Genomic DNA, 13,784 nt, shown 5'->3' on the forward strand with positions numbered 1-13,784 from the left:
CTGCGCAGCCCCCGTGATCATGTTCTTCACGTAGTCGGCGTGGCCCGGGCAGTCCACGTGCGCGTAGTGCCGGTTCGCCGTCTCGTACTCCACGTGCGCGGTCGAGATCGTGATCCCGCGCGCCCGCTCCTCCGGCGCCTTGTCGATCTGGTCGTACGCCGTGAACGACGCGCCCCCCGACTTCGCCAGGACCTTCGTGATCGCCGCCGTCAGCGACGTCTTGCCATGGTCCACGTGACCAATGGTCCCGATGTTGCAGTGCGGCTTGTTCCGCTCGAACTTCGCCTTACCCATGATCTAGCCTCTGCCCGGATGGGACTTGAAAGGGGTTGTCGCCGCCGACGCGGCGCCTGTTCTCGGTGCTTACCAGCGGTAGTGGCTGAAGGCCTTGTTCGCCTCGGCCATCCGGTGCGTGTCTTCGCGCTTCTTGACGGCGGAGCCGCGGTTGTTCGCCGCGTCCATCAGCTCGGCCGAGAGGCGGTCCTCCATCGTGTGCTCGCCGCGCTTACGGGCGGACTCGATGAGCCAGCGGATCGCCAGGGCCTGGCGGCGCTCGGGGCGGACCTCGACGGGCACCTGGTAGGTGGCGCCGCCAACGCGGCGGGAGCGCACCTCAACCGCGGGCTTCACGTTGTCCATCGCCTCGTGGAACAGGCGAAGCGGGTCGGCGTTCTGGCCGCCGCGGCGCTTCAGCGTGTCCATGGCGCCGTAGACGATGCCCTCGGCGGTGCTCTTCTTGCCGTCGTACATCAGCACGTTCATGAAACGGCTGAGGACGACGTCGCCGAACTTCGGATCCGGCAGGACTTCGCGCTTCTCGGCGCGATGGCGACGCGACATCTCTCAGTTCCTCACTTCGGCCGCTTGGCGCCGTACAGCGACCGGCGCTGGCGACGCTTGGCGATGCCCTGCGTGTCGAGCACGCCGCGCAGGATGTGGTAGCGAACGCCCGGAAGGTCCTTCACGCGGCCGCCGCGGATCAGGACGACCGAGTGCTCCTGAAGGTTGTGCCCCTCGCCCGGGATGTAGCTCACGACCTCGTAGCCGTTCGTGAGGCGCACCTTGGCGACTTTACGAAGGGCCGAGTTCGGCTTCTTCGGGGTGGTGGTGTAGACCCGCGTGCAGACGCCGCGCTTCTGGGGGCAGTTCTGCAGCGCCGGCACCTTGTTGCGGCTCGGCTTCGGCTCGCGCCCCTGCGCGATGAGCTGATTGATCGTCGGCATGACGCCCCTTCGTGACCCGTCTTTGTGGCAGACCGCCCTGCGTCCAAGCGAAGGAGCCCGCGTGACCGCGTCTGCGATCCTGCGGGCTACTCTCCGTCTCCGGCCTAGACCGTCCAGAGAACACAGGGTTCAAGGAGCGGCGGCACCGGGGACGCGGAAGGGTCGTCCAAACTCGTTCGATCCCCTGGCGCTGCCGGTGGGGGTCGTGGAGGGCCGGAGACCTACCCCCCCTCACCCCATGAGTCAAGCGCTTTAGGCCTTGTGAAGCCGGCCGGGCCCGGGGGTTGCACCCCTGCCCCGACTAATCCGGGAGGCAGCCCGAAGGCCGCCTTTCCCGCCTTGTAACCGCGGCCGGAACCCGGCCGCGCAGGGCCTACTCGGCCGCCTGCTGCCCGTTGCTGTTGCCCGGGAGGGCCGGCTGGTTGGACGGCAGCCGCCCCTTGTCCCGCTGGGCAGCCAGCGCCCGCAGGCGGTTCATGACGGAGCCCGTGCCGGCCGGGATCAGGCGCCCGACGATGACGTTCTCCTTCAGGCCCTCGAGCCGGTCCACCTTGCCGGCCACGGCCGCCTCGGTGAGCACCCGGGTCGTCTCCTGGAAGGAGGCGGCCGAGATGAAGGAGTTGGTCTGCAGGCTCGCCTTGGTGATGCCCTGGAGGACCGGCTCGGCCCGGGCGGGCCGCTCCTTCACCTCCAGCCGCTTCTCGTTCTCGATGTCGAACTCGATGCGGTCCACCTGCTCGCCGATGAGGTAGGTCGTGTCGCCGGGCTCGATGATCTCGACCTTCTGCAGCATCTGGCGAACGATCACCTCGATGTGCTTGTCGTTGATCTTCACGCCCTGCAGCCGGTAGACGTCCTGGATCTCGTTGACGAGGTAGTTCGCGAGAGCCTCGACGCCCAACACCCGCAGGATGTCGTGCGGCACGCGAGGGCCGTCCACCAGCGGGTCGCCGGCCCGGACATAGTCGCCCTCCTGGACGGAGACGTGCTTGCCCTTGGGCACCAGGTACTCGCGGGAGGCCGGCTGCTCGTCGCCGACGGCATCCGGCACCACGACGATCCGGCGCTTGGCCTTGTAGTCCTTGCCGAACTCCACCCGCCCGTCGACGTCGCTGATGATGGCGGCGTCCTTCGGCCGGCGGGCCTCGAAGAGCTCCGCGACGCGGGGCAGGCCGCCCGTGATGTCGCGGGTCTTGGAGGATTCACGCGGCAGCCGGGCGATGACGTCGCCGGCATGGACCGTGGCGCCGTTCTCCACGTTCAGGATCGAGGCCGGCTGCAGCCCGAAGGTCACGACCACCTTGCCCCCCTCCCGCAGCACGATGCTGGGGCGGAGGTTGGCGTTCTTGAGCCCGGACTCGCGGACCACCTTCGAGGTCAGGCCCGTCACCGGGTCCGTCTCCTCGTAGAGGGTCACGCCCTCGATCAGGTCGGTGTACTCCACCACGCCGGCACGATCGATGATGATCGGCAGGGTGAAGGGGTCCCAGTCCGCCAGCTTCTGGGCGCGGGTGACCTCGGCGCCGTCCTCCACCAGCAGCCGCGCGCCGTAGGGCACGCGGTAGCGGGCGCGCTCGCGGCCCTGCGCGTCGCTCAGCACGATCTCGCAGTTGCGGGCCATGACGATGTTGGCGCCCTCGCTGTTCACGACGACGGCCTTGTTCAGGACCTTCACCGAGCCGTCGCTGGTCGCCTCCACATGGGACTGCTCCGCCGAGCGCTGGGCGGCGCCGCCGATGTGGAAGGTGCGCATCGTGAGCTGCGTGCCTGGCTCGCCGATGGACTGCGCGGCGATGACGCCGACCGCCTCACCCACGTTGACCGGCGTGCCGCGGGCAAGGTCGCGCCCGTAGCACATGCCGCAGACGCCCTGGCGCGCGTCGCAGGTCAGGACGGAGCGGATATAGACCTCCTCCACCCCTGCCTTCTCCGCGGCATCGGCCATCACCTCGTCGAGCAGCGTGTTGCGCGGCGCGATCACCGCCCCCGTCTCCGGGTCGAGGATGTCGCGCTGCACGGTGCGGCCCAGGATGCGCTCGGAGAGCGAGGAGACGACCTCGCCGCCGTCCATCACGGCGCGAACGGTGATGCCGCGCTCCGTGCCGCAGTCCGGGTCGACGATGATGCAGTCCTGCGCCACGTCCACGAGCCGGCGGGTCAGGTAGCCCGAGTTCGCCGTCTTCAGAGCCGTGTCCGCGAGGCCCTTGCGGGCGCCGTGGGTGGAGTTGAAGTACTCGAGGACGGTCAGCCCCTCCTTGAAGTTGGAGATGATGGGCTGCTCGATGATCTCGCCCGAGGGCTTGGCCATCAGGCCGCGCATGCCGGCGAGCTGGCGCATCTGCGCCGGCGAGCCGCGCGCACCGGAGTGGGACATCATCCAGACCGAGTTGGTCTGCTTGCCCGCTTCCTGGCGCGAGATCTCCTTCATCATGGCGCCGGCGACCTCCTCGGTCGCGCGCGACCAGGCGTCCACCACCTTGTTGTAGCGCTCGCCGGCGGTGATCAGGCCGTCGAGGTACTGCTGCTCGAACTCCTTCACCTCGTTCTTGGTGCGGTCGATCATCTCGGCCTTGGAGGCCGGGATCATCATGTCGTCCTTGCCGAAGGAGATGCCGGCCTTCGCCGCGTTGCGGAAGCCAAGGCCCATCAGGCGGTCGGCGAAGATCACCGACTCCTTCTGGCCGCAGTGGCGGTACACCGCGTCCATCACGTCCGAGATGCTGCGCTTCGTCAGCTGGCGGTTGATGATGGAATAGGGAACGTTCGGGTGCGTGGGCAGCAGGGCGCCCATCATCAGCCGGCCCGGCGTGGTGATCGCCGTCTCGCGCTTCGTCTTGCCGTCCTCGGTGAAGCCGGTGACGCTGGCGAGGATGGCGGTGTGCAGGTTCACCTGGCCGCCGGCCAGCGCCTGCTCCACCTCGCCGAGGTCGCGGAACACGTGCGGGCGGAAGTTGAGCGCGTCGCGCTGCTCCTCCGTCAGCTTGGAGCCGTCCTTGCCGGCCAGCCCGTCGATGACGGCGCGCACGGCCTCGATCCGGGCCTTGTCGGCGCGGAACTCGGGCGTCTCGAGGCTGAGGTAGTAGAGACCCAGAACGATGTCCTGCGACGGCACGATGATCGGCTTGCCGTTGGCAGGGCTGAGAATGTTGTTCGTGGACATCATCAGCACGCGCGCCTCGAGCTGCGCCTCGAGGCTCAGCGGCACGTGCACGGCCATCTGGTCGCCGTCGAAGTCCGCGTTGAAGGCGGTGCAGACCAGCGGGTGAAGCTGGATGGCCTTGCCCTCGACGAGGATCGGCTCGAAGGCCTGGATGCCAAGGCGGTGCAGCGTCGGCGCCCGGTTCAGCATCACCGGGTGCTCGCGGATCACCTCCTCGAGGATGTCCCACACCTCGGGACGCTCCTTCTCCACCATCCGCTTGGCGGCCTTGATGGTGGTGGCGTGGCCGTACTTCTCGAGCTTCGAGTAGATGAACGGCTTGAACAGCTCGAGCGCCATCTTTTTCGGCAAACCGCACTGGTGCAGCTTCAGCTCGGGCCCGACCACGATCACGGAGCGGCCGGAGTAGTCCACGCGCTTGCCGAGCAGGTTCTGACGGAACCGGCCCTGCTTGCCCTTCAGCATGTCGGACAGCGACTTCAGCGGGCGCTTGTTGGCGCCCGTGATGGCACGGCCGCGGCGGCCGTTGTCGAACAGCGCGTCCACCGCCTCCTGCAGCATGCGCTTCTCGTTGCGCACGATGATGTCGGGCGCGCGCAGCTCGATCAGCCGCTTGAGGCGGTTGTTGCGGTTGATGACGCGGCGGTAGAGGTCGTTCAGGTCCGAGGTCGCGAAGCGGCCGCCGTCCAGCGGCACCAGCGGGCGCAGCTCGGGCGGGATCACCGGCACGACGTCGAGGATCATCCACTCCGGGCGGGCGCCGCCCTCGGCGAAGGACTCGATCAGCTTCAGGCGCTTGACCAGCTTCTTGCGCTTGGCCTCCGACGTCGTCTCCTTGAGGTCGGCCCGCAGGCGCGCGCTCTCCTTGCCGAGGTCGATGCCGGTCAGCATCTGCTTCACGGCCTCGGCGCCGATGCCGACGGTGAAGGCGTCCTCGCCGAACTCGTCCTGCTTCGTCTGGAAGGCGTCCTCGGTCAGCAGCTGGTGCAACTTGAGGTCGGTCAGGCCCGGCTCGAGGACGACGTAGCTCTCGAAGTAGAGGACCTTCTCCAGCTCCTTCAGCGACATGTCGACCATCAGGCCGACGCGGCTCGGGAGGGACTTCATGAACCAGATATGGGCCACGGGCGAGGCGAGCTCGATATGGCCCATGCGCTCGCGCCGGACCTTCGCCAGCGTCACCTCGACGCCGCACTTCTCGCAGATGATGCCGCGGAACTTCATGCGCTTGTACTTGCCGCACAGGCACTCGTAGTCCTTGATCGGACCAAAAATCCGCGCGCAGAAAAGCCCGTCCCGCTCCGGCTTGAAGGTGCGGTAGTTGATAGTCTCGGGCTTCTTGATCTCGCCGTAGGACCAGGAGCGGATCTGCTCCGGGGAGGCGATGGTGATCTTGATCTGATCGAAGGTGACGGCCTGGCCGGTCTGGCCAAGGATCTTCATCAGCTCGTTCATGGGGCCTTCCTTCTGCGTCCAGCCTGCACCCCCCGGCGGGGGCGCAACATCAGCGGCCGGCCCCGCTGGGATGGGGCCGGCGCGATCCTGTCAGGCGTCGATCAGCTGCCGCGGTTCTCGAGGTCCACGTTCAGGCCAAGGCTCTTCAGCTCCTTGGTCAGGACGTTGAAGCTCTCGGGGATGCCGGCCTCGAAGCTGTCCTGGTCGCGGACGATCGCCTCGTAGACCTTGGTGCGGCCGGACACGTCATCCGACTTCACCGTCAGCATCTCCTGCAGCGTGTAGGCGGCGCCGTAGGCCTCGAGCGCCCAGACCTCCATCTCGCCGAAGCGCTGGCCGCCGAACTGCGCCTTGCCGCCCAGCGGCTGCTGGGTGACGAGCGAGTAGGGGCCGATCGAGCGGGCGTGGATCTTGTCGTCCACCAGGTGGTGCAGCTTGAGCATGTAGATGTAGCCCACCGTCACCTTGCGCTCGAAGAGGTCGCCCGTGCGGCCGTCCACGAGCTGCACCTGACCGGAGGTGTCGAGCCCGGCCTTGGTCAGCATCGCCTCGATGTCCGAGATGCGGGCGCCGTCAAAGACCGGTGTCGCGATCGGGATCCCACGCTTGAGGTTGTCGCCGAGCTCGAGAAGCTGGTCCTCGCTCATGTTGACGATGTCACGGTCGGTGATCTCGTCGCCATAGACGTCGCGCAGCTTGTCGATCAGCGCCTCGCGGGCGGCACCAGCGCGCCGGTAGTCCTCCACCAACTCGCCGACCTGCTTGCCGAGGGTGGCGCAGGCCCAGCCAAGATGCGTCTCGAGGATCTGGCCGATGTTCATGCGCGACGGCACGCCCAGCGGGTTCAGCACGAGGTCGACCGGCGTGCCGTCCTCGAGGAACGGCATGTCCTCGATCGGCACGACGCGGGAGACCACGCCCTTGTTGCCGTGGCGGCCGGCCATCTTGTCGCCGGGCTGGAGCTTGCGCTTCACCGCGACGAAGACCTTGACCATCTTCATCACGCCGGGCGGCAGCTCGTCGCCGCGCTGCAGCTTCTCGACCTTGCTCTCGAAGCGCTTCTGCAGACGCTCGACCGCCGCGTCGAACTCGCGCTTCAGGGCCTCGAGCTGCGCCTGGGCGGCGTCGTCCGAGACGCCGATCTGGCGCCAGGTCATGCGGTTGAACTCGCCCAGCACCTCGTCGGTGATGACCGTGCCCTGCTTCACGCCCTTGAACCCGCCGGCCGCCTTGCGGTTCAGCAGGATCTCGCGCAGCCGCCCCGTGAAGGACCGCTCCTGGATCAGCCGCTCGTCGTCGCGGTCCTTGGCCAAGCGCTCGATCTCGGCGCGCTCGATCGCCATGGCGCGCTCGTCCTTGTCCACGCCGCGGCGGGAGAAGACGCGCACGTCCACGATCGTGCCGGAGACACCCGGCGGCAGGCGCAGCGACGTGTCGCGCACGTCGGAGGCCTTCTCGCCGAAGATGGCGCGAAGAAGCTTCTCCTCCGGCGTCATCGGGCTCTCGCCCTTCGGCGTCACCTTGCCAACGAGAATGTCGCCCGGCTGCACCTCGGCGCCGATGTAGACGATGCCGGCCTCGTCGAGGTTGCGGAGCGCCTCCTCGCCGACGTTCGGGATGTCGCGGGTGATCTCCTCCTGGCCCAGCTTCGTGTCGCGGGCCGAGACCTCGAACTCGTCAATGTGGATCGAGGTGAAGACGTCGTCCTGGGCGATGCGCTCGCTGATCAGGATGCTGTCCTCGAAGTTGTACCCGTTCCAGGGCATGAAGGCGCAGAGGGCGTTGCGGCCCAGCGCCAGCTCGCCCAGCTCGGTGGAGGGGCCATCGGCGATGATGTCGCCGGCCCGCACCTCATCGCCCACGCGGACCAGCGGGCGCTGGTTGATGCAGGTGGACTGGTTGGAGCGCTGGAACTTGCGCAGGCGGTAGATGTCGACGCCCTGCGTCGTGCCGTCCTCACCCGTCGCCCGCACCACGATGCGCGCGCCGTCGATGCTGTCCACCACGCCGTCGCGGCGGGCCACGATGGAGGCGCCGGAGTCCCGCGCGACCGCGGCCTCCATGCCCGTGCCCACCAGCGGCGCGTCGGAGCGGACCAGTGGCACCGCCTGGCGCTGCATGTTCGAGCCCATCAGCGCGCGGTTGGCGTCGTCGTTCTCGAGGAACGGGATCAGCGCCGCGGCCACCGAGACGAGCTGCTTCGGCGAGACGTCGATCGCCGTCACCTCCTCGGGCTTCACCAGCCGGAAGTCGCTGCCCTGGCGGACGGAGACGAGGTCGGAGCGGAACTCGCCCGTGGAGCGGTCCACCTCGGCGTCGGCCTGCGCCACCACGAGGCGCTCCTCCTCCATGGCGGAGAGGTAGCGCGGCTCGCCCGTGATCTTGCCCTCGCGGACCATCTGGTACGGCGTCTCGATGAAGCCGTACTTGTTGACCTTGGCGAAGGTCGCGAGGCTGTTGATCAGGCCGATGTTCGGGCCTTCCGGCGTCTCGATCGGGCAGATGCGGCCGTAATGCGTCGGGTGCACATCGCGCACCTCGAAGCCGGCGCGCTCGCGGGTCAGGCCTCCCGGGCCAAGCGCCGAGAGGCGGCGCTTGTGCGTCACCTCAGACAGCGGGTTGGTCTGGTCCATGAACTGGGAGAGCTGCGAGGAACCGAAGAACTCGCGCACCGCGGCCGCCGCGGGCTTCGCGTTGATCAGGTCCGTCGGCATCACCGTGTCGATGTCGACCGAGCCCATCCGCTCCTTGATGGCGCGCTCCATGCGGAGCAGGCCGACGCGGTACTGGTTCTCCATCAGCTCGCCCACCGAGCGCACCCGGCGGTTGCCGAGGTTGTCGATGTCGTCGATCTGCCCCTTGCCGTCCTTCAGCTCCTGGAGCGTGCGGACGGTGGCGAGGATGTCCTCCTTGCGGAGGGTGCGCTGCGTGTCCGGCGCCTCCTCGAGGGAGAAGCCGAGGCGCATGTTCATCTTCACGCGGCCGACCGCCGAGAGGTCGTAGCGCTCGCCGTCGAAGAACAGGCCGCGGAACAGCGTCTCCGCCGTCTCCGGCGTCGGCGGCTCGCCCGGGCGCATCACCCGGTAGATGTCCATCAGCGCGTCGTCGCGGTTGGAGTTCTTGTCCACCGCGAGCGTGTTGCGGATCCAAGGGCCGACGGAGGCGTCGATCGCCAGCGTGGGCAGCACGTCGTAGCCCGCGGCCTCGATGGCGGCGAGCTTCGGCTCGGTCAGCTCGTCGCCGGCCTCGGCGTGGATCTCGCCGGTCGACAGGTCGACCAGGTCCTCGGCCACGTAGCGGCCGAGCAGGTCCGCGCGGGAGACGAGCACCTCCTTGGTGCCCTCGTCGGCGATCTTGCGGGCCGCGCGCGGGTTCAGCTTCGTGTCCTTGGCGGCGACGACCTGGCCGGTCGCGGCGTCCACCAGGTCCTCGGTCAGCTTCAGGCCGCGGAAGGCGTCGGGCTCGTAGGGGCGCGACCAGCCCTGCTTGCCGTGCGTGAACGCAACCTGCTTGTAGAAGGTGGCCAGGATCTCCTGCGCGTCCATGCCGCGCACCTCGCCGGGCTCGAGCGGCGTGTCGCGCTCGGCGCGCTTGCCCTGGGTCTCGGCGGAATCGAGGGCGTAGAGCAGCGTCGTCGCCGGCAGCTTCCGCTTCCGGTCGATGCGGACGTAGCAGATGTCCTTCGCGTCGAACTCGAAGTCGAGCCAGGAGCCGCGGTAGGGGATCACGCGGGCGGCGAAGAGGTACTTGCCGGAGGAGTGCGTCTTGCCCTTGTCGTGGTCGAAGAACACGCCGGGGCTGCGGTGCATCTGGGAGACGATGACGCGCTCGGTCCCGTTGACGATGAAGGTGCCGTTGTCCGTCATGAGCGGGATGTCGCCCATGTAGACGCCCTGCTCCTTGATGTCGCGGATGGAGCGGCTGCCCGTGTCCTCGTCGATGTCCCAGACGATGAGGCGCAGATGCGCCTTCAGCGGCGCGGCGTAGGTCAGCCCGCGCTGGATGCACTCCTCGACGTCGTACTTCGCCTCCTCGAACTCGTAGCGCACGAACTCGAGCGAGCCACGGCCGGCGAAGTCGTTGATCGGGAAGACGCCCTTGAAGACCTCCTGCAGCCCGGCGCTCGCCCGCATCTCGGGCGCCACCTCCGCCTGCAGGAACCCCTCGTAGGAGGCGCGCTGCACGTCGATGAGGTTGGGCATCGGCGCCACCTCGGGCAGGCGCCCGAAGGACTTGCGGATGCGCTTCCGCCCGGTGAAGCCCTTGCCCTCAAAACCCTTCGAGATCGCGTTCATGCCAGCCCTGCGTCCTCTTCAACCTAGTCGAAGGCCCCTGGCGCCGCCCCGCGCCCCGGACCCCGTTCGCCACCGGACGGCCCCGGGCCATCCAGCGAAAAGCGGGCGCGGGCGGAAACCTGATGGTTTCCGCCCGGCCCTTTACACACCCTGTTCCGCCGGCCTCGCGGGCCGGCGGATCGCGGTCGGGGTCTTACTTGACCTCAACCTTCGCACCGTTCTCCTCGAGGACCTTGCGGATCTTCTCCGCCTCGTCCTTCGAGGCCGCCTCCTTGATGACCTTCGGAGCGCCCTCGACCAGATCCTTGGCCTCCTTGAGGCCGAGACCGGTGATCGTGCGGATCTCCTTGATCACGTTGATCTTCTTGTCGCCGGCGGCGGCAAGCGTCACGGTGAACTCGGTCTGCTCCTCAGCGGGGGCGGCGGCGGCGCCACCACCGGCGGCCGGAGCGGCAGCCACGGCGGCGGGAGCGGCGGCGGAGACGCCCCACTTCTCCTCAAGCATCTTGGAGAGCTCGGCGGCCTCCAGGACGGTGAGGGTCGAGAGCTCGTCGACGAGCTTGGCGAGATCGGCCATGTCTATGTGTTCCCTGATCTAATGGCTTGGCTTGAAGTTTGCAACCCCGGTGAACGCCGCGCTGGGCAACCCTGCCGGGGAGATGGCGTTTCAGGCGGCTTCCGCGCCCTCGTTCCCATCGCTGGGGGCCCCATCCTTGTCGGAATAGGCCTTGAACACCCGCGCCAGCTGCCCGGCCGGAGCCTGCAGCACGCCCGCGATGCGCGTCGCCGGGGTCTGGATCAGACCCAGCAGCTGCGCCCGCAGCGTTTCGAGCGAGGGAAGCTCGGACAGGGCCTTGACGCCGTTGACGTCGAGGCTCTGGGCGCCGAGCGCCCCGCCCAGGATGACGAACTTGTCGTTACCCTTGGCGAACTCCACGGCGGTCTTCGCCACGGCCACCGGATCCTTCGACCACGCGAGCGCGGTCGGACCCTTCAGCAGCGGCGAGATGCCCTGGAAGCGGGTGCCGTCGAGGGCGAGGGTGGCCAGCCGGTTCTTCGTGACCTTGTACGTCGCGCCCGCTGCCCGCATCCGGCGCCGCAGATCATCCACCGCCGCGACCGTCAGCCCATTGTTCTGGGCGACGAGCACGAAGGAGGTGTCGGCGAACACCGAACCGAGGGAGGCGACGAACTCACGCTTCTCCGTACGGTCCAATTCCCGTCTCCTACGAATAACCGGAACCTGGTGGAGGGGCGCCGGCCGGTTCACGCAAGGGCGCCCCCGCCTGGGGACGCCCCGGTTCGCCTGTCAGATTCAAGCCGGAAGCCAAGCCAAGCCCGGGGAGGGTCCCCGGAACATCGTCTCTGGCACCCCGTCTCCCCGTTGCGCTCTCGCTTCAAGCCCCGAAAGGGGCACACCGGGTCTCGGACAGGTCAGGCGGGTTTCCCCGCCCTGCCCGCGCCGGCCCGCCAGGATCAAATCCGGGGACCGGCGCGAATTCACTCAGGCGGAGAGCGAGCTCACATCCACCTTGATGCCGGGGCCCATGGAGGAGGACACCGCCACCTTCTTCACGTAGGTGCCCTTGGCGCCGGCCGGGCGGGCGCGCTGGATGGCGTCCACGAAGGCCTTCGCGTTCTCGAGCAGCTTGTCGGCCTCGAAACTCGCCTTGCCGATGCCGGCGTGGACGATCCCGGCCTTCTCGGCGCGGAACTCCACCTGGCCGGCCTTGGCGGCGGTCACGGCGCCGCGGACGTCCATGGTCACGGTGCCGAGCTTCGGGTTCGGCATCAGCCCGCGCGGGCCGAGGATCTTACCGAGGCGCCCGACGAGGCCCATCATGTCCGGGGTCGCGATGCAGCGGTCGAAGTCGATCTTCCCCTCCTGCACGGCGGTCATCAGGTCCTCGGCGCCAACCACGTCGGCCCCGGCGGCCTGGGCCTCCTCGGCCTTCGGCCCGCGGGCGAAGACGCCGACGCGGACGGTCTTGCCCGTGCCGTTCGGCAGGCCGACCACGCCGCGCACCATCTGGTCGGCGTGGCGCGGGTCGATGCCGAGGTTCATCGAGATCTCGATCGTCTCGTCGAACTTCGCGTTGGCCGCGGTCTTGGCGGTCGAGATCGCCTCGGCGAGGCCGAGGGACTTCTCGAGGTCCAGGCCCTCGGTGATCTTGCGGAGACGCTTGCCCTGCTTGGCCATCGGATCAGCCCTCCACCACAACCATGCCCATGGCGCGGGCGGACCCGGCCAGCATCCGAACCGCGGCGGCTTCGTCGACGCAGTTCATGTCCTTCATCTTCACCTTGGCGATCTCGGCGAGCTGGGACTTCGTCACCCGGCCGACCGCGCCGCCCTTGCCCGGGGTCTGGCTGCCCTTCTCGAGCTTCGCCGCCTTGAGCAGGAAGTAGGTGTTCGGGGGCGTCTTGGTGATGAAGGAGAAGGTGCGGTCCGAATAGGCGGTGATGACCACCGGCGTCGGGGTCCCGGGCTCCATGCCCTGGGTCGCCGCGTTGAATTCCTTCACGAACTGCATGATGTTCAACCCGCGCTGGCCGAGCGCAGGGCCCACGGGCGGGGAAGGATTGGCCTTGCCCGCCGGGATCTGCAGCTTGATGTAGCCGACGATCTTCTTCGCCATCTTCTGGCACTCTCCTGTAGTTCGGAGGCCCGCGGTGCCTGCGGCCCGCCCCGATAGGCTGGGGCCGGACCTCCCGCGTTCCTGGAAACGCGCGGCGGCCGGGCGGGGTGAACCCCAGCCCGGCCGGCGCGAGGGGGGCGTATAGAAGGGTCCGCCCCCCGAGTCCAGCGCAAAGCCCGCCCGCCCGGCGGCGGCGGCGGGCGCGGCCCGCTCAGATCACGTCGCGGTTCACGTCCTTGTAGAGCAGGTATTCGCAGACCTCGTTCCCGGTCGCGTAGATCTGCTGTGGCACGTAGGGGCCCATCCAGACGAAGTCGCCCGTCCAGATCTCGTGCCAGTCCCGCCCGAGGAGCTGCAGCGCCTGGCCCTGGAGCATGACCATCCCATGCTCCATCACATGCGTCTCGATGCACCAGAAATGGGCCCCGGGCGCGTAGCACATGATGTTCATCTCGAAGTCCATGCCCATCTCGCGCAGCCCGAGGAGGCAGAAGCGCCAGCGTGGCCCGCTGTCGTCCCGCAGCGCCGTGTCGCGGTGCCCGGCGATGACCCTCGGCGCGGGGACCCCGGCCGCGGGCTGGTAGGGCTTGCGCACCCAGATCGCCCGCGCCTCCTCCCCGCCCGCGTTGCGGACGGCGTAGGGCACGCCCTGCGGGACATAGACGTAGCCGCCGGGCGCCAGGGCATGGGCCTGCCCCTCCACCGTCACCTCCAGCGCGCCGGCCTGGACGTAGAGGAAGGCCTGCACCCCGTCGTCCACCGCGCCCGCGCTGCCCGCGCCCGCCGGCACGATCAGCAGGGCCTGGGCGAAGGCGGCGCCCATCTGGCGGCTCGTCTGGAAGCGGATGATGCAGCCCGGCCAGTTCGGCAGGAGGCTGTCCATGATCCCTTCGGGCGGGAAGACGCAGTAGTTCGGCGTCAGCATCGACCGGTTGTGGCCGATGATGCCCGGGGGCGGGTTGGGGGTGGGGACGCGCATGGACCGGCCTCCGGACGGAAAGGGCGTCCGCAC

The 13,784-nt window shown here is 68.6% G+C and carries 10 protein-coding genes; all 10 read right to left on the reverse strand.

Features of this window, described 5'->3' with window-relative positions:
* Positions 1-294 (reverse strand): GTP-binding protein (locus EAH89_RS10480; protein WP_241666954.1); only part of this gene is annotated, 294 nt, incomplete at its 3' end.
* A 69-nt stretch (positions 295-363) separates the two neighbouring features.
* The gene (gene rpsG / locus EAH89_RS10485; protein ID WP_043839687.1) at positions 364-840 is read right to left on the reverse strand and encodes a 30S ribosomal protein S7; all 477 of its coding nucleotides are present in this window, start codon (positions 838-840) and stop codon (positions 364-366) included.
* An 11-nt stretch (positions 841-851) separates the two neighbouring features.
* Positions 852-1,223: a 30S ribosomal protein S12 gene (gene rpsL, locus EAH89_RS10490; protein WP_043839686.1), complete on the reverse strand. Its 372-nt coding sequence runs from the start codon at positions 1,221-1,223 to the stop codon at positions 852-854.
* A 373-nt stretch (positions 1,224-1,596) separates the two neighbouring features.
* Positions 1,597-5,838, reverse strand: a complete 4,242-nt coding sequence (gene rpoC, locus EAH89_RS10495) for a DNA-directed RNA polymerase subunit beta' (protein WP_140882772.1) — start codon at positions 5,836-5,838, stop codon at positions 1,597-1,599.
* 101 nt (positions 5,839-5,939) lie between these two features.
* Positions 5,940-10,133 carry a DNA-directed RNA polymerase subunit beta gene (rpoB, locus tag EAH89_RS10500; protein WP_140882773.1) on the reverse strand — a complete coding sequence of 1,398 codons (4,194 nt, stop codon included), beginning with the start codon at positions 10,131-10,133 and terminating at the stop codon, positions 5,940-5,942.
* Positions 10,134-10,326: 193 nt separating this feature from the next.
* Positions 10,327-10,710 carry a 50S ribosomal protein L7/L12 gene (gene rplL, locus EAH89_RS10505; RefSeq protein ID WP_140882774.1) on the reverse strand — a complete coding sequence of 128 codons (384 nt, stop codon included), beginning with the start codon at positions 10,708-10,710 and terminating at the stop codon, positions 10,327-10,329.
* Positions 10,711-10,800: 90 nt separating this feature from the next.
* Entirely contained in the window at positions 10,801-11,349 is a 549-nt protein-coding gene (gene rplJ, locus EAH89_RS10510) for a 50S ribosomal protein L10 (protein ID WP_140882775.1), read from the reverse strand.
* Between the two features lie 288 nt (positions 11,350-11,637).
* On the reverse strand, positions 11,638-12,333 hold the full coding sequence (gene rplA / locus EAH89_RS10515; protein WP_140882776.1) for a 50S ribosomal protein L1: 696 nt from the start codon (positions 12,331-12,333) through the stop codon (positions 11,638-11,640).
* Positions 12,334-12,337: 4 nt separating this feature from the next.
* The gene (rplK, locus tag EAH89_RS10520) at positions 12,338-12,772 is read right to left on the reverse strand and encodes a 50S ribosomal protein L11 (protein WP_043839680.1); all 435 of its coding nucleotides are present in this window, start codon (positions 12,770-12,772) and stop codon (positions 12,338-12,340) included.
* Between the two features lie 211 nt (positions 12,773-12,983).
* Positions 12,984-13,751 (reverse strand): (S)-ureidoglycine aminohydrolase, encoded by a 768-nt coding sequence (gene allE / locus EAH89_RS10525; protein WP_140882777.1) that lies wholly within the window; start codon positions 13,749-13,751, stop codon positions 12,984-12,986.
* Positions 13,752-13,784: the final 33 nt, after the last annotated feature.

This window comes from Muricoccus nepalensis (assembly GCF_006438825.1).
GTDB classification, from domain to species: Bacteria; Pseudomonadota; Alphaproteobacteria; order Acetobacterales; family Acetobacteraceae; genus Roseomonas; species Roseomonas nepalensis.

Bases quoted from the DNA above. Each gene is read 5' to 3' on its own strand.
- rpsL (WP_043839686.1), bottom strand. From the start codon at position 1,223: ATGCCGACGATCAATCAGCTCATCGCGCAGGGGCGCGAGCCGAAGCCG.
- rpoC (WP_140882772.1), bottom strand. From the start codon at position 5,838: ATGAACGAGCTGATGAAGATCCTTGGCCAGACCGGCCAGGCCGTCACC.
- rpoB (WP_140882773.1), bottom strand. From the start codon at position 10,133: ATGAACGCGATCTCGAAGGGTTTTGAGGGCAAGGGCTTCACCGGGCGG.
- allE (WP_140882777.1), bottom strand. From the start codon at position 13,751: ATGCGCGTCCCCACCCCCAACCCGCCCCCGGGCATCATCGGCCACAAC.
- rpsG (WP_043839687.1), bottom strand. From the start codon at position 840: ATGTCGCGTCGCCATCGCGCCGAGAAGCGCGAAGTCCTGCCGGATCCG.
- rplL (WP_140882774.1), bottom strand. From the start codon at position 10,710: ATGGCCGATCTCGCCAAGCTCGTCGACGAGCTCTCGACCCTCACCGTC.
- rplA (WP_140882776.1), bottom strand. From the start codon at position 12,333: ATGGCCAAGCAGGGCAAGCGTCTCCGCAAGATCACCGAGGGCCTGGAC.
- rplK (WP_043839680.1), bottom strand. From the start codon at position 12,772: ATGGCGAAGAAGATCGTCGGCTACATCAAGCTGCAGATCCCGGCGGGC.